17 protein-coding genes are annotated in these 16,498 nt (G+C 32.0%); 11 read left to right on the top strand and 6 right to left on the bottom strand.

The window, feature by feature from the left end:
• The first annotated feature begins 10 nt into the window (after positions 1–10).
• From Q9Q97_RS16945 to Q9Q97_RS16895, 11 genes are all read left to right on the top strand, one after another.
• Positions 11–790: a tetratricopeptide repeat protein gene (locus tag Q9Q97_RS16945; protein WP_306159243.1), complete on the top strand. Its 780-nt coding sequence runs from the start codon at positions 11–13 to the stop codon at positions 788–790.
• A gap of 83 nt (positions 791–873) precedes the next feature.
• Positions 874–1,446, top strand: a complete 573-nt coding sequence (ribH, locus tag Q9Q97_RS16940; protein ID WP_306159241.1) for a 6,7-dimethyl-8-ribityllumazine synthase — start codon at positions 874–876, stop codon at positions 1,444–1,446.
• Between the two features lie 166 nt (positions 1,447–1,612).
• On the top strand, positions 1,613–3,553 hold the full coding sequence (gene mutL, locus Q9Q97_RS16935) for a DNA mismatch repair endonuclease MutL (RefSeq protein ID WP_306159239.1): 1,941 nt from the start codon (positions 1,613–1,615) through the stop codon (positions 3,551–3,553).
• The gene (locus tag Q9Q97_RS16930; RefSeq protein WP_306159237.1) at positions 3,550–4,362 is read left to right on the top strand and encodes a rhomboid family intramembrane serine protease; all 813 of its coding nucleotides are present in this window, start codon (positions 3,550–3,552) and stop codon (positions 4,360–4,362) included. The genes mutL and Q9Q97_RS16930 overlap by 4 nt, the downstream gene beginning before the upstream one ends.
• A 42-nt stretch (positions 4,363–4,404) precedes the next feature.
• Entirely contained in the window at positions 4,405–5,268 is an 864-nt protein-coding gene (locus Q9Q97_RS16925) for a rhomboid family intramembrane serine protease (RefSeq protein ID WP_306159235.1), read from the top strand.
• A 17-nt stretch (positions 5,269–5,285) separates the two neighbouring features.
• A complete protein-coding gene (locus Q9Q97_RS16920; RefSeq protein WP_306159233.1) occupies positions 5,286–6,332 on the top strand; it encodes an endonuclease/exonuclease/phosphatase family protein in 1,047 nt (348 codons plus the stop codon).
• Positions 6,333–6,527: 195 nt separating this feature from the next.
• Positions 6,528–6,962, top strand: a complete 435-nt coding sequence (locus tag Q9Q97_RS16915; protein WP_306159231.1) for a MauE/DoxX family redox-associated membrane protein — start codon at positions 6,528–6,530, stop codon at positions 6,960–6,962.
• Positions 6,952–8,001 carry a hypothetical protein gene (locus tag Q9Q97_RS16910; RefSeq protein ID WP_306159229.1) on the top strand — a complete coding sequence of 350 codons (1,050 nt, stop codon included), beginning with the start codon at positions 6,952–6,954 and terminating at the stop codon, positions 7,999–8,001. The genes Q9Q97_RS16915 and Q9Q97_RS16910 overlap by 11 nt, the downstream gene beginning before the upstream one ends.
• Before the next feature lie 118 nt (positions 8,002–8,119).
• Entirely contained in the window at positions 8,120–8,299 is a 180-nt protein-coding gene (locus Q9Q97_RS16905; protein WP_306159227.1) for a hypothetical protein, read from the top strand.
• A 213-nt stretch (positions 8,300–8,512) separates the two neighbouring features.
• On the top strand, positions 8,513–8,689 hold the full coding sequence (locus Q9Q97_RS16900) for a hypothetical protein (protein WP_306159226.1): 177 nt from the start codon (positions 8,513–8,515) through the stop codon (positions 8,687–8,689).
• 79 nt (positions 8,690–8,768) lie between these two features.
• Positions 8,769–11,045: an outer membrane beta-barrel protein gene (locus tag Q9Q97_RS16895; RefSeq protein ID WP_306159224.1), complete on the top strand. Its 2,277-nt coding sequence runs from the start codon at positions 8,769–8,771 to the stop codon at positions 11,043–11,045.
• Here Q9Q97_RS16895 and Q9Q97_RS16890 read toward each other — a convergent pair.
• From Q9Q97_RS16890 to Q9Q97_RS16865, 6 genes are all read right to left on the bottom strand, one after another.
• Positions 11,035–11,661 (bottom strand): WbqC family protein, encoded by a 627-nt coding sequence (locus Q9Q97_RS16890; protein ID WP_306159222.1) that lies wholly within the window; start codon positions 11,659–11,661, stop codon positions 11,035–11,037. The two genes, Q9Q97_RS16895 and Q9Q97_RS16890, sit on opposite strands and share 11 nt — an antisense overlap.
• A gap of 91 nt (positions 11,662–11,752) precedes the next feature.
• Positions 11,753–13,306 (bottom strand): signal peptidase I, encoded by a 1,554-nt coding sequence (gene lepB / locus Q9Q97_RS16885; protein WP_306159220.1) that lies wholly within the window; start codon positions 13,304–13,306, stop codon positions 11,753–11,755.
• Positions 13,307–13,362: 56 nt separating this feature from the next.
• A complete protein-coding gene (gene dapB, locus Q9Q97_RS16880; protein WP_306159219.1) occupies positions 13,363–14,064 on the bottom strand; it encodes a 4-hydroxy-tetrahydrodipicolinate reductase in 702 nt (233 codons plus the stop codon).
• Positions 14,065–14,103: 39 nt separating this feature from the next.
• A complete protein-coding gene (locus tag Q9Q97_RS16875; protein WP_306159217.1) occupies positions 14,104–14,664 on the bottom strand; it encodes a DUF5683 domain-containing protein in 561 nt (186 codons plus the stop codon).
• On the bottom strand, positions 14,664–15,566 hold the full coding sequence (locus Q9Q97_RS16870; protein ID WP_306159215.1) for a ParB/RepB/Spo0J family partition protein: 903 nt from the start codon (positions 15,564–15,566) through the stop codon (positions 14,664–14,666). The genes Q9Q97_RS16875 and Q9Q97_RS16870 overlap by 1 nt, the downstream gene beginning before the upstream one ends.
• Before the next feature lie 5 nt (positions 15,567–15,571).
• The gene (locus tag Q9Q97_RS16865; protein WP_008464569.1) at positions 15,572–16,339 is read right to left on the bottom strand and encodes a ParA family protein; all 768 of its coding nucleotides are present in this window, start codon (positions 16,337–16,339) and stop codon (positions 15,572–15,574) included.
• Positions 16,340–16,498: the final 159 nt, after the last annotated feature.

Below are 16,498 nucleotides of genomic sequence, written 5' to 3'. Positions count from 1 at the left end.
TAAATTTTAAATGGCAACTTACAATAAAAGAGGATATAAGACACCAAAAGAAAAGGAAGTTAAAGAAGTTACTGAAGAGCAACAAGTAGTTATTGATGAAAAAGATAGCACAACAGCTGGAGTTTTCTCAAAATTAGACGAAACTGCTTCAAAAACTGAGGATTGGGTGGCTAAAAATCAAAAAATCATTATTGGTTTAGTTGCTGGTATTGCAGTTGCTACAATTGGATATTTGGCTTACCAAAAATTTATTGCTACTCCAAAACAAGAAGAAGCTGCAAGCGAAATGTTTGTTGCTCAGCAAAACTTTGAAAAAGCTGTAAACGGTGTTTCTAGCGATTCATTATTCAAATTATCATTGAATGGTTCTGAAGGTAAATTCGGATTTATTAAAATCGCTGACGAATATTCTGGAACAGATGCTGGAAACTTAGCAAATTACTATGCTGGTATTGCTTACTTAAATACTGGTAAATTTGATGAGGCAATTAAATATTTAGGTGAATTCAAATCGGAAGATGTAGTCTTAACTGCTTTAGCTAAAGGTGCTACAGGAGATGCTTACTCTCAAAAAAATCAGCAAAAAGAAGCTTTAGATTTTTATGTAAAAGCTGCTGAGTCTAACAAAAACGATTTTACAACGCCTCGTTTCTTGCTAAAAGCTGGAAAAACGGCTTTAGCTTTAGGACAGAAAGAAGATGCATTGAAATATTTCAATGACATTAAAGATAATTACGACAGTACTCCAGAAGCAGCACAAGTTGATGCTTTGATCGGATTAGCGCAATAATATTATTGTAGAGTTAAGATTTTAGATTTTAGATTCGTATTTTAGCAATCTGAAATTTAATATCTAAAATCTAAAATATACAGATGGCTACTGAAAATAAAAATCTATCAGAATACGATAAAAACACAATCCCAAACGCGAAAGACTTTCGGTTTGGGATTGTTGTTTCTGAATGGAATGATACTATAACAGAAGGACTTTATGATGGCGCTTTTGACGCTTTAGTTGATTGTGATGTTCCTGCTCAGCAAATTATCCGTTGGAATGTTCCGGGAAGTTTTGAGCTGATTTACGGAGCTAAAAAAATGCTTCAGACACAAAACGTTGATGCCGTTATCGTAATTGGATGCGTAATTCAAGGAGAAACAAAACACTTCGACTTTGTTTGTGAAGGTGTGACACAAGGAATTAAAGACCTAAATGTTCAAACTGATATTCCAGTTATTTTCTGTGTTTTAACAGATAATAATATGCAGCAGTCAATTGACAGAAGCGGAGGAGTTCATGGAAACAAAGGAACAGAAGCAGCAATTGCAGCAATCAAAATGGCGTACATTCGTCAGCAAGCTTCAATAGCTCACGTTTATAATCAGCCATTGTTGGCTTCAGGTGCGCTTCAAATTGAAGATTCTCCAAGAAAAATAGAAAACGAATAAGGCACATTTGTTTTAATAAGATTAAAACCTATACTGTGTAATAACGGTATAGGTTTTTTTGTTTTTTTTATGATTATTCTTATTCTAAAAGCCAACCAAAATTCACTAAATTTGTACTTCTTGGTTTATAAAAACCGAATCTAAACTTTAAAATTATTTTTGCTTAATGTCGAGTATTATTCAATTGCTTCCTGATCACGTTGCTAACCAAATTGCTGCTGGAGAGGTGGTTCAAAGACCAGCTTCAGTCGTAAAAGAATTGTTAGAAAATGCTGTTGATGCCAAAGCAACTGATATTAAATTAATTATAAAAGATGCTGGTAAATCACTAGTTCAAGTTATCGATAATGGTGTCGGAATGACTGTTACCGATGCGCGTTTGTGTTTTGCCCGTCACGCTACTTCCAAAATCCGTCAGGCCGAAGATTTATTTTCGCTAGGAACAAAAGGTTTTCGTGGAGAGGCTCTCGCTTCAATTGCGGCGATTGCTCACATGGAAATGAAAACCAAACAAGATCAGGACGAACTTGGTACGCATATTATAATTGAGGGAAGTAAATTTGTTTCGCAAGAAGTGGCAGTTTTGCCAAAAGGAACTTCATTTGCGGTTAAAAACTTGTTTTTTAATATTCCAGCTCGCCGTAATTTCTTAAAGTCAGATACGGTTGAATTTCGACATGTTATGGATGAGTTTCAGCGTGTAGCATTGGCGCATCCTAACATTCATTTTAGTTTTTACCATAACGGCAGCGAGATGTATAATCTTCCGTCAGCAGGATACCGCCAGAGAATTGTTGGTATTATGTCTGGAAAAACAAATGAAAAATTAGTTCCGGTAAACGAAGACACAGAAATTATAAATGTTCAAGGTTTTGTTTGCAAGCCTGAATTTGCTAAGAAAAATAGGGGAGAACAATTCTTTTTTGTAAACGATCGATTTATAAAAAGCAGTTTTTTGCACCATGCGGTAATGTCTGCTTACGACGGATTGCTGAAAGATGGTTCACAGCCAAGTTATTTCTTGTATCTTCAAGTTCCGCCAAATACAATTGATATCAATATCCATCCAACTAAAACTGAAATTAAGTTTGATGACGAACAGGCTTTATATGCTATTTTAAGAGCCTCTATCAAGCATAGTTTAGGGCAGTTTAACGTTGCTCCTGTTTTAGATTTTGATAGAGATGCCAATTTAGATACGCCATACCATTATAAAGATGTAGAAGCAGAAGTGCCAACTATTCAGGTAGATGGGACTTTTAATCCTTTTACAGATGATAAAACGAATCAGCATTATAGCAAAGGCTCTTCGGGATCTTCAGGATATAGTTCTGGTTCCTCTTTTTCGTCTTCATCAGGATCTTCCTCTTCTGGATCATCTTATTCGGGTTATTCTAAGAGAGTAGAACCAACTGCAAGTTGGGAAAGTTTATATGTTGGTTTAGATGTCGAAAATCCAGAAAGCATAGAAAGTTCGCCATTTACATTCGAAAACGAGGAAGTAACCTCTTCTTTATTTGATGATGAAGAAGTGGAACAAGCAACTCAGAAAACGTATCAGATTCATAAGAAATATATTGTTTCGCCAATAAAATCAGGAATGATAATTGTCGACCAGCAGCGTGCACATCAGCGTATTTTGTACGAACAATTTTTGCTTAACATGACCGTAAATCAAGCTTCTAGCCAGCAATTGCTGTTTCCGTTAGATTTGTTTTATTCGTCAAGCGAAATGAAATTGATTGAAGAATTAAAGCCTTCTCTGGCAACAACAGGATTTGTTTTTGATGAAAGTAAAACTGATCATGTTGTGATTTCTGGAATTCCAGTAAATATTACAGAAAGTGAAGTCTCTCAAGTTATAGAACAATTATTGAGCGATTTGCAAGACGGAATTCCAGCAAACAGTTACAGCCAAAACGATACAATTGCCAAGTCGATGGCCAAAAGTTTAGCGGTTAAAACAGGATCTTATTTAACCGAAAAAGAACAAGATAACTTAGTAAACGGTTTGTTTGCTTGTAAAGATCCAAATATTTCACCTTTTCAAAAACCTACCTTTATCACTATGCGTGTTGAAGATATAGATAAAAAGTTTGCTTTATGATGAATATGACTCCAGTAGTTAAACAACTGCTAATTATAAATATAATATTCTTTATTGGATCTCAGATAGTTCCAATTTCATATGACTATTTGATGCTGTATTATCCTGAAAGTGATCATTTCAGAATCTGGCAGATTATTACGCATATGTTTATGCACGCGCCACTGCCAAACTTTGCACATATTTTATTTAATATGTTTGCTTTGTACAGTTTTGGTTCGGCATTGGAACATTTCTGGGGCGGAAAAAAATTCTTGTTTTTCTATATTTCTTGCGGACTTGGTGCGGCATTGCTTCATACAGGAGTAAATTATTTTCAGATTCAATCGCTATTAAGTTCTGTTTCTGATTTGAATTTGTCAAAAGCTGAAATGCATATGATCTTGAATGCAGACTATTCAGCGTTATTTGATGCAAACGGAAAAATGATTCAAGGCGAAATAGCTACTATTTTAAACAAAGCACATTGCACGCAAGAGCAATTCAATTCATTAGCACAGGCGAGTTCCATTATGCAATCTCCTGTTTTAGGGGCTTCTGGAGCAATATATGGATTGCTAACCGCTTTTGCATTTATGTTTCCAAACGCAGGATTGGCATTATTATTTATTCCTGTTCCAATTAAAGCAAAATATTTTGTTCCTGGAATTTTAGCAATTGACTTATTTTTAGGTTTTAAAGGAAGTTCTTTATTTGGAAGCGGAGGAACCGGAATTGCGCATTTCGCACACGTTGGTGGTGCAATTGCAGGTTTTTTAATGATGTTATACTGGAAAAAAAATCAGTTTAATAACAACCGTTGGAATTAATTTTTAACTTTAAAGTACAAATTCTAAAACAAAAGAGTTTCTATGAATATTCTTGATGATTTAAAATTGCAGTATAGATTGGGCGGTATTGCCATGCGAGTGATGTACTGGAATATTGCCTGTTTTATTGTCTCGCTTATTTTCTTCTATAATTATTCAAATGGTCAGTTTGCTTTTCCAAGTTGGCTGGCATTGTCATCAGATCCTCAGGTTTTTATGTTTAAGCCTTGGACTTTTTTAACGTACGCTTTTTTTCACGACGGATTTTTTCATCTGTTGTTCAATATGATGGTGCTTAATTTTGCCAGCACTTTGTTTTTAACCTATTTCACCCAAAAACAATATTTAGGTTTATATCTTTTAAGCGCTCTTTTTGCTGGAGTAGCTTTTGCGCTGAGTTTTTATTTTTCTAATATAAGCGGTTCAATTGTTGGCGCATCTGCTGCTATAATGGCTATTTTGGTGGCAGCAACGACCTATTCTCCTTTGATGAACGTTCGTTTGTTTCTGTTCGGAAATGTAAAGCTTTGGCATATCACAGCGGTTATTATAATTTTAGATTTAATGCAGTTCCGTATCGGAAATATGGGCGGACATATTTCGCATTTAGCGGGAGCATTTTTCGGATTTGCCTATATAAAACTGCTTCAAAACGGTACTGATTTAAGTATCATTGTTTCTAAAACCCTAGATTTCTTTGTAAATCTTTTTAGAAAATCTCCTAAGACCCCATTCACAAAAGTTCATAAAAATTACAAAAAACCTACAGAAAAAACGACATCAAGAATTGTTACGAAAGATAAAACGCAACAGCAGATTGATGAAATTTTAGACAAAATAAGCCAGTCGGGATACGATTGTCTGACAAAAGAAGAAAAAGAGTTTTTATTTAAAGCTGGAAAATAAACTTGTAGGAAATAAATATGAAAAACCTTTCTTGGTTTAATAAAATAATGTTCTTTTTGAACATAGTGCTGACTGTGCTTACATTTAGTGTCTATGTTTTACCTTTTTTAGCACCCAAAAGCTTTCCGCTTTTATCGGTGCTTACGCTGTTTATGCCAGCATTTTTTGTGGCAAACATATTGTTTTTTGTCTATTGGGGAATTCAGTTTAAAAAACGCCTTATTTTGTCTGGTTTGGTTTTGCTGACCGGAATTACATTCATTAGTAAATTCTATAAATTTTCTGCCAAAGAGTATATTAAAGACGAAAAAGACTTTTCTGTAATGAGTTATAATGTCCGACTTTTTAATGTTTTTAAGTGGCTGGACCGTGATGATATTCCAGAAAATATTAAAGGATTTATTGACGAAAAAGATCCTGATATTTTGTGTATTCAAGAATATTCTAATTCTGCACATTTAGATTTAAAAGTGTATCCGCACCGCTATATTTTTATTGACGGTAAAAAGGTTAAAACAGGGCAGGCTATTTTTTCAAAATTTCCTATAATAAATGAGGGTAAAATTATTTTTCCAAAGTCGGATAATAATGTAGTATATGCTGATATAAAGCGTGGAAAAGATGTTATTCGCGTTTATAATATGCACTTGCAGTCTATTAAAATATCTCCCGATGTGAGTGAGATTTCTGATGATATTGATAATGTAAACCAAAAGAAATCGCAACGTATCTATGCTAGAATAAGTAAAGGATTCAAGCAGCAGCAAGAACAGGCTGAAATTTTTAAAGAAAATATTAAGCAGTGTAAAACTCCCTTTATTATATGCGGCGATATGAACAACAGTCCGTTTTCGTATGTATACCGAAGTATTAAAGGAAAGCAAAAAGATGCTTTTGAAGAAGCGGGAGAAGGTTTTGGAGCTACTTATAAATTCAAATATTATCCAGCAAGAATTGACTTCATTTTTACAGACAGTAAAATGAAAGTAAAACAATTTGAAAGCTTTTCTGATTTCGAAAATTCAGATCACTATCCGATTATGACAAGGCTTTCGATGGAATGATTTTTTATATTAGTTAACATTTAAAAAATCAATTTATCAAAAAATAAGGTTTTTCTTAATATGTTCAAAATCATATATTTGTAAGTTTTTTTTGTTTTTAGTTGAAATTTCTTAAAGTTTTTTCTTGTTTTTTATCTTTTGCTTACATATGTTTGTTGCGAAAAATAGAAAAATATTTACAAATAATATTGTTAGATGATTAAAGAAACTGTTAAAACTCAAATTAAGATAGCTGAATTATTTTATTACTTTTTAGTGTTTTTTCTATGCTACACAGCATCGAATAAATTGATTAAATTACAATCTTTTAGGACGAATTTGATTAAAACCACACTTTTTACTCCAGATTTTGCAGATGTATTTTCCATTTGTGTAATCATTTTAGAAATAGCTTTAATCTTGCTTTTAATTTTTTACAGAAAAAATGGGTTGTTGCTCAGTTGTATAACTTTTTTAGCATTTACATTATACATATCAGTTTTGAATTTCAAGGGATTATATGAAGTATGTGGTTGTGGTGGAGTTTTAAATGGCTTACAATATTCTTATCATTTAGTAATTAATATTACATTAATTATTGCTTCTATATTTTCTTTTTTAACATTCCATTCCCTTAATAATGAAAAATAAGTATTTTACGGGACTGATTACAGTTTTTGTAGCGATTATAGTTTGTATAACAATTTTGAATCTAGCAAATTCAAGTTCAAAAAAGAATTATTATTTTGAAAGAGCTTTTGTTAAGAATGATTTTTTGAAATTTTCCAAAACCATTTCTAAACTCAATGATAAAAGTGATTTTTTAATGAACGTCAATTCAGATAGTTTATTAGTTGAGAAAGAACTTTTAGAGAATGTAAATTCTACTGTTTTTTATAAATTGTATTTGTCGGATTTAAATTTTGAGAAAAAAAACAGTAAAGATGTAGATTTACCTTCAAACGCAGATATGAAGTTATGTACTAATAATAGTTTGTTTTATATTCAAAAATTTAAACTATATAATTATAATTTAATTTCTAAAAATAGAAAAGAAATAAATTTAGAAAATTTTAAAATTGTTTCACTTTTACCTTTGAAGGATTCAAATAACAAATTTATTTCTTTTGGTGAATTATTAAAAAATGAAGTTTATTACACGGGTTTTTTTATTATAGATACAAAATTTTCAACGGTTGATTTATTGAAAACCTTGAGCGAATCTAAGGAAAGCAATGTAATAAGTGCATCATTACAGTATTCAGGAAGTTTCTCTTATAATAGTGATAATGGTCTTTTAGCATACTTCTGTAATAAATATTCCAAAATTTATTTTTTCTCCTCTCAAACAGGGTCTTATAAAAAAGTTTTAACAACAAAAGAGGATGTTCCTTTACCTAAAATATTAAAAAATAACAAAGGAGATAGTTTTTATGCGAGAGGAACAACTAGAAATACAAATATGGGTTTTTTTTTGAAAAACGGAAATGTATTTGTTTTTTCAGCAAGATCTCCCCTTGAAAGTGAAATATTAGTTGATATTTATTCTTCTGATTCATTTAAGTATGAGAAAAGCATCAAATTTTTTTATAAAAATTTTGATTCGAAAAGTATTGAAATTGTTATGCTTAAAGATAATAAAATAGTAATGGGATTTAGTACAGATTATGCGGTCTTTAATTTGTTATAAGTTGTACTAGGAAGAAATAAAAAGATTTCTTGTGTCCATAATTTTCAATGTTAATGTTCAATTTATAAATTGAATTGTTTCAAAGTATTCTATTAATTAATTTAAATACACTAAAAAAATGAAAAATTATTTAAAATTTGTTGTTGCTGTTTTTGGAGTTGTAATTTCTTTGTGTGCATCTGGCGTTGTAAGTGCTCAAAAAGACAAGAAAGATCCTTCAGGTACATGTACGTTAAATAGCCAAATCTGTGGAAGAACAGGTGATGGTAATATAATCAGTGGAACTTATAATGAGTAAAAGTATGAACAGTTATTTAAAATTTGTTGTTGCTGTTTTTGGTATTACAATTTCTTTGTATTCGTCGGGAGTGATAAATGCTCAAAAAGATAAACAAGATCCAACCGATTGTTCACCAGGGAATGGAGAGTGTGGCATAACTGCAGATGGTAATCGTATCACTGGGAAATGTGGGTGTAACTAAATATTATTAATTATTATAAATAAAAAATTATGAGAACAAAATTAAGATTTATCATTGCAATTATGGGAATAACAGTTGCTTCTTTAAGTTCGTCAATTAGTACGGCTCAGAAAGATAAAAAAGATGATGGTGGCTGCTCTGGTGCACGAGGAGAATGTGGTAAAACAGATAGTGGTCAAGTGATTGTAGGTGTCTATAACACGTAAAAAATCAGAAAATTATTGTTTGGCTTTCCTAACTTATTAGTTAGGAAAGTTTTTTTTAAGATTTTTACTAATATTATTTATGCGATTTATAATTATTTCTTTCTTTTTTTTATGTACTGTTAGTCTTTTTTCTCAAGAAAAACATGCTATTTCCGGTAAAGTGTTAAATGATAATGTCGCTTTACAAGATGTATTAGTCGAGTTAAAAATGGGGCAAACTTCGAAATTCTCTATAACTAATAAGAATGGAGAGTATAAATTTGATTATAATACTCGTGATACTGTTTTTATTAAAGTGAAAAGTTATGGTTATAAAGAATTTGATTCTTTTGTAGAAATTAAAGGTAAAAATACTTTATTTAATATCGAGCTTGTTAAGTTAGAACCAGAATTGTTAAATGAAGTAGTTATTAAATCGGGTGAAAAAATAATCACAAGTGCAAAAAAAGCAATTTACCAGATAAATCATAAAGATTATTTAAAAAATGCAAAAGCAAGTGATGTGCTTCAGTCAGTACCTAATGTTTATTTTAATGAATTCGATGGTAAAACATTAGTTGATGGAGTGTTAACAGGTAAAATCTTTATTGATGGATTGGAAGCGGATGCCAGCGAGCTTAAAGGACTTAAAGTGGAAGATATAAAAAGTGTTGAAATAATTAATAATCCTTCGGTAGCTTATTTTAAATCGGAATTTTTAGGTGCAATTATTAATGTTATAACAAAAACTAGAGCAGAGGGTTTTTTTAAAGGTAGTTTAGATGGTACAGTTGGGGCTGTAAATAATTATTGGTCAATTAGTCCTAATTTCTCCTTTAAAAAAGATTTTTTTCTTTTAAGAACGAGTTTTCAATATTTAAATAATGATCAAGTAATTGATTTTACATCTAGACGGATTGATGAAAATGGTCTTTTCTATCAATCTAACATTAATCATTCTAATGGCAAACAATTAAATTCTAATACAAGAGTAGCCATAAAATTAAATGATAAGAGTAATTTTACTATTTCAAATAATATCAACGAATATAGTTTTTCTGGGAAAGCAAATGGCTTTACTGTTTTAAATGAAGAAGAAGTTAATCTTTTTTCTAAAATTGGTAAAGAAAGTATGGTTAACTGGAATATTGCATCAGTTTTTAATTATAAAATTGCTGAAAATAAGGCGTTTTTTTTTAAAAGCTCATATTCAATTTTTAATAACATAAATAAAAGTCAATTTCAGTTTGATAATACTTCTGAAATAGACTATTACGATGTTCAATCAAAAAATAATGAACTTTCGTTACAAGCCGATTATGAATTTGAAGAAATGCGTGTTTTTGGAAAAAAAATGGATTTTTATACTGATATTAAATACATAAATAGAAAGTATCGTTTTTCTCATGATAATTTTTACGTTTATCAGAATGTGTTTGATGGTTCAGTAGAATTAGACTCTGAATGGTCAAATAAATTTTCATCTGAAGTAAGTTTAACATATGAATTTACAAATAATTCAAATCAATTATTGAGGCAAAGTTATAACTTAGTATTGCCGACAATTAATAGCTTATATCATTTTGAGAATAAATTGGATTTAAAAGTAGGTTATTCGCGTAAAGTACTAAGACCAAGTGCAAGCGATTTAAATGATGATGTGCTTATTTTATATCCTGGTGTTGCGAAACAAGGGAATTCAGAACTTGATCCGCAGCTAAGAAATTACTATTTTGCAATGTTGACTAAGTTTTATACATCAGATAGTTTTTCTCTCAAAATTTATAATGAATCTATAAATAATGCTATCACACCTGTGTACAGAAATGACGGAAATTTATTAATTCAGACTCTTGAAAATGCAGCTAGATATAATTCTACTGGAATGAATATTGGTTTTAAAACAAAGGTGCTTAAGAAAATCACTGCAAATATAAATTCAGGCTTTGATTATAATGTTTTTGAAGATAATAGTCAAGATGCTATAATTGGAAAAAATAGTGGCTACACATTTAGGGGGAATTTTAATCTAAATGGAATATTTTTTAAAGATAGGTTGTCAATTTCTATTTCTGGAAGGCAAGATGGCCCTAATTATTCATTATTGTCAAAAAGGATTACCAATCCTTACTTAGATTTTACAATTTCAACAAATATTTTTAAGGGTAAATTAAATTTGAGTCTTTATGGACGAAACCTTCTTGGAAGAGTTTCTAGTGGATTTACAGACATTAGTGAATATAATAATTTTTATCAAAAAATTGAAACAAAGAATAATTCGCGAAATTTGCTTTTAACTCTGACTTATAATTTTGGTAAAAAATTTAGTGATAGGATAGAGTCTCAAGATATTAACAATAATGATGTCAGGCGTTAATGGAAATTATTTTTTGCGTTTTTAAATAATCCATTGCAAATTTACCTTCGTTAAAAAGTAAATCTAAAACACTTAAATTGTTGATAAAGCCATGTTTGTCATCAAAGACTTGAGTGTATTTCTCAAAAGAATTGGCGTCTTTTTTACCATTTGCTAAATATCTGAAATCGGTAAAATCAGCCACTTCGTGAAAATATTCAGTCGTTTTTCCAAAATCAAATTTCATTCGAAGGCATTTAGTAACAATGTCTAAAACTTCGAAATTTAAATCCATTAAAAATTGGTGTTTTTTCTCGAAAATAGGAACAATATCATCTTCAAAGTACTCAAAGAACGGAGAACTTCTATAAGCGGCCTCAAGCGATTTAAAATGCTGTTTCTGCCAGTCAAATTCGTTCTCGATCAAAATGTCTTTAGTCTTTTGATGCGCTTCTTTAGAATGCTTAACAGGAATATTTAATAATTGAATTCCGTTTGGACTATAGATATATGTTCTGTTTCTATTGGTCTGTTTCTGAAAATTATCTTCCATTTCAAAAGTAATGCTTTCAGATTGCGCTATTACAGCAAAATGACTGATAGATGGGAAATAAGTTGGCAGTATTAAGGAATTCATGAGTATTTGTGTTTAAAAAGTTTCAGGTTTCAGATTTCAGGTTCTATGCGAACTTGAAACGTGAAACCTGAAACAAAAATAACATTATTTTTTATGCTTTATTCTCTCTTCTTTTTTTCCAGATAAAATCTCCTACGAAATAAATAGCAAGAAGTATTAAGAAGTATTTAAAGTATGAGTGAGGCTGACCTTCGCCATCTACAGTTGTAAATACTCGGTTCCAGCGAATTTTATTGATGCCTTTTCCGTTAGTGTCCCAGCTCATCCAAATGAATACTGGTTTTCCAACAATATGATTTTCTGGAACATAACCCCAGTAACGGCTATCTTCTGAGTTATGACGGTTATCTCCCATCATCCAGTAATAGTTTTGTTTGAAAGTGTATGTAGTGGTTGGTTTTCCGTTAATCAAGAATTTTGAACCTTGCAACTCTAACGTATTTCCTTCATAATTTGTGATGATCTCTTTATAAAAAGGAAGTGATTCGTTTGTTAATGCAACTGTTTTTCCAGCTTCTGGAATGTAAATAGGCCCCATATTGTCTTGGCTCCATTTATTGATATGCGGGAATATTCTATCGTCATCCTGTGTATCAATTTTACGTATTACTGCAGTAACTCCAGGAGTGTTTTTAAATCTTTCAGCTCCAGCTTCTGTTAAAGCGCCTAAGTAAAGTGTATCTCTTTTTTCGGTTCTGAAACCTGCAGGATCTGTAATGTCTAATTCTTTGAAAATAGTTTCAAAGTCAATCGGTGTTTTTCCGTCTAATGCTACAGCGTAAGAATATTGCGGTTTAGCTCTTTCTGGTAAAACTAATTTTTTTCCGTTAATGAAAACAAAGCCATCTTTAATAGCTAAACTGTCTCCAGGAATACCCACACATCTTTTTACATAATTTGATTTTTTGTCAATTGGTTTGATAACCCCTGGTCTTCCTTTAGGTTCAAAGAAGTAATGAACCGTATCGACAGGCCAGTTAAAGACGACAATATCGCAGCGTTTTATTTTCTGGATAGCTGGAAGTCTCAAATAAGGTAATTGTGGCCAGCTTAAATATGATTTGCTTTTTGTTAATGGAATAGAGTCATGAACCATTGGCAATGCAACCGTTGTCATTGGAACTCTAGGACCGTAGTTTAATTTACTCACAAATAAGAAATCACCAATCAATAAAGATTTTTCTAAAGATGATGTTGGAATAGTATAAGGCTGTACAACATAAGTATGCACTAATGTAGCTACTATAATCGCAAACAATAAAGAACTGATAGTGTCAGCTGTTTTATTTTCAGGAGTTAAGCTGCGATCTTTACGATACTCTAATTTTTGGGTATAGTTTACATAGTAAATGTAAAATCCTAAAGTAAAAAGACCAAGAATAGTGTCTAAAGTAGATCTTTTGCCAAATGTTCTTAAGGTTTCTACCCAAACAACAGGAAACATGATCAAGTTGATAATCGGAATAAAAAGCAAAATGGTCCACCACGTTGGACGGCCAATAATTTTCATTAATACGATAGAATTGTAAACCGGAACAGCGGCTTCCCAGCTTTTTCTTCCAGCTGCTTGATATAATTTCCAAGTTCCTAAGAAATGGATAATTTGTACTGCTAAGAAAAATACGAACCAAGAGTATAGTGACATAATATTGTATTTTAAGTTTCAAATTCAGGATTTAGTCATCCAGAATTTTAGTCGATTTATTGTAAGTTTAAAACGTCTTTCATAGAGAAAATTCCCTTCTTTCCTGCCAGCCATTCTGCAGCGATAACAGCGCCAAGAGCAAAGCCTTCGCGGTTATGGGCAGTGTGTTTGATTTCGATACTGTCAATTGCAGAATCGTAATTTACAGTGTGAGTTCCAGGCACTTCTCCAATTCTTTTTGCTTCAATACGAATCTCGTTTGCTTTAGCGTCATCTAAAGTCCAGTTTTTGTAATTGCTGTTTTCAATTACACCCTGAGCCAAAGAAATTGCTGTTCCGCTTGGAGCGTCCAATTTGTGAATGTGGTGAATTTCTTCCATCGAAACTTTATAAGAATCGAATTGTTTCATGATTTTAGCTAAATATTCATTTAGTCCGAAGAAAATATTTACTCCTAAGCTGAAATTTGAACTAGAAATGAATCCTCCTTTTTTCTCATTGCAAAGCGCAATCATCTCGTCATAATGTTCTAGCCATCCAGTTGTTCCTGATACTACAGGTACATTAGCATTAAAAGATGCAGAAATATTGCTAACCGCTGCTGATGGAACGCTGAAATCGATCGCAACATCGGCTGTTGCAAGTCCGTCATAGGTGTTAAATTCATCTTTCTTTAAAACTATTTCGTGACCTCTTTCTAAAGCAATTCTTTCGATTACTTTACCCATTTTTCCGTATCCTAAAAGCGCAATTTTCATTATGATTTGTTTTTGATTTTTTAAATAGAAATTAATCTATTAAAACTTATAGTTAAAAGTTAGTCCGACATTTGGTTTAAATGTTACATCGGCTGGATAAATTTCTGGACGCATTGAAAGCCTTTCGTTTACGTTAAACTGTATCAAAGCGGCGTCAACATTGGCATCGATTATATTCAAGACATAAAATCCGACAACAAATAAAGCCGATAAATCTCTGTTTCTCTGGTAGAATTTCTGTCCCGCAATAAGTCGGTCGTCGTCCAAAAATTGGTAGTTGTCATCGTTATAACCTTCCAATCTTCGTTTGTAGGCGTCACGATAATCGTGGTATTTTTTGTTATTGTCTATGTAGAAATATAAACTGGTTCCGATTGCTCCGTAGACCAATGGAATTTTCCAGTACTTTTTGTTGTATGCTTGACCTAAACCAGGTAAAATAGCCGAATAAAAAGCGGCTTTTGCTGGTGTAAGCGGGTCTATTTCTTGTAATGCAGTAGTGTCTTTTACGACCAAAACCGTGTCTTTTTTTACCTGGGCAAAAAGAGAAACGGTTCCTGTTAGAAAGAACAACAGACCAATGGGGACAATCTTATTCACTATCCGTTTATTAATTTTATAATTCTGTTAAAGTCGGCTTCAGAATTAAATGGAATTGTAATTTTTCCTTTTCCGTTACCAGCGACTTTTATATCAACTTTCGAACCAAAATAATCGTTGAAAGTATTTTTCTGTGTTTCTCTTACCACAAACGCAGACTCTGCTTTCGGTTTTCCGTCTGCTTTTGGCTGTAAACCTTCGTGATAATTTTTAACCAAAGCTTCTGTTTCGCGAACAGATAAATTTTGGCTTACAATTTTTTGATAAATATCAGTCTGAACGTCTAAATCTTCAATGTTGATAATTGCTCTACCGTGTCCCATGCTAATAAAACCATCACGAATACCAGTCTGGATAATCGGATCTAATTTTAAAAGACGTAAATAGTTGGCAATTGTCGAACGTTTTTTACCCACTCTTTCACTCATTTGTTCTTGAGTTAATTGAATTTCGTCAATTAAACGTTGGTATGATAAAGCAATCTCAATTGGATCTAAGTCATGACGCTGGATGTTTTCAACCAAAGCCATAACCAAAGATTCGTTGTCGTTTGCAATACGAATATAAGCCGGAACATGAGTCAGGCCTACTAATTTAGATGCACGAAGACGACGCTCTCCTGAGATTAACTGGTATTTATTAAAATCTAATTTACGAACAGTAATAGGTTGAATTACACCGAGTTCTTTAATAGAAGTGGCTAATTCGCGTAATGATTCTTCATTAAAATTGCTTCTAGGCTGAAACGGATTTATTTCAATCGCACTTATTTCAAGCTCAATGATGTTTCCAACAACCTTGTCAGCATTTTTATCTTCTACTGATTTAATGTCGTTTTCAGGATCTTTTAATAAGGCAGATAATCCTCTTCCTAAGGCTTGTTTTTTAATTACTTTTGTCATAAAAACTATTTACTGTTTTTCTTTATAATTTCTTGTGCTAAATGAATATAATTTACGGCGCCTTTGCTTGTTGCATCATAATTAATGATACTTTCTCCAAAACTCGGAGCCTCACTTAATTTTACATTTCGCTGAATTACAGTGTCAAAAACCATATCGTTAAAGTGTTTTTGAACCTCTTCTACAACCTGATTAGATAAACGCAATCTTGAATCGTACATCGTTAATAATAAACCTTCAATGTCAAGATCTGGGTTGTGTATTTTTTGAATGCTCTTAATAGTGTTCAATAATTTTCCTAATCCTTCAAGTGCAAAATATTCACATTGAATAGGAATAACTACAGAATCTGCAGCTGTTAAAGCATTCAAGGTTAACAAACCTAGAGAAGGCGCGCAGTCGATAATGATATAATCATATTCTTCTTTTGCCTCTTCCAATGCTTTTTTAAGCATGTATTCACGGTTTTCTTTGTCAACCAATTCAATTTCGATAGCAACAAGGTCAATGTGAGCTGGGATCACATCTACGTTTGGAGCTGTACATTTTAAAACGGCTTCTTTTGGTGTTACAGTATGCTCAAGTATTTGGTAGGTTCCAGTTTCAACTGTTTCTACATCAATTCCAAGACCAGATGTAGCATTGGCCTGTGGATCAGCGTCGATCAACAATACTTTTTTTTCTAAAACACCTAATGAGGCAGCAAGATTTACAGATGTAGTAGTCTTTCCAACGCCTCCTTTTTGATTAGCAATAGCAATGATTTTGCCCATTTATTTTCTGAATTTTGAACCGTAAAAATACAATTATTTATGGTTTCTGAAAATCTATTTTGTTAACATTTGTGAAAGTTTGATTAATCGGGGTTTCATGGGTGTTTGGCAGAAAATTATTTTAGATATGAATAGAATTGTCAATAAAATTTGAAGATA

Origin of the sequence: Flavobacterium sp. DG2-3 (assembly GCF_030730925.1) — a bacterium.
In the GTDB taxonomy this organism is placed as follows: Bacteria; Bacteroidota; Bacteroidia; order Flavobacteriales; family Flavobacteriaceae; genus Flavobacterium.
The sequence above is the reverse complement of the archived record's forward strand: the minus strand, read 5'-3'. Positions and strand labels throughout refer to the sequence as shown.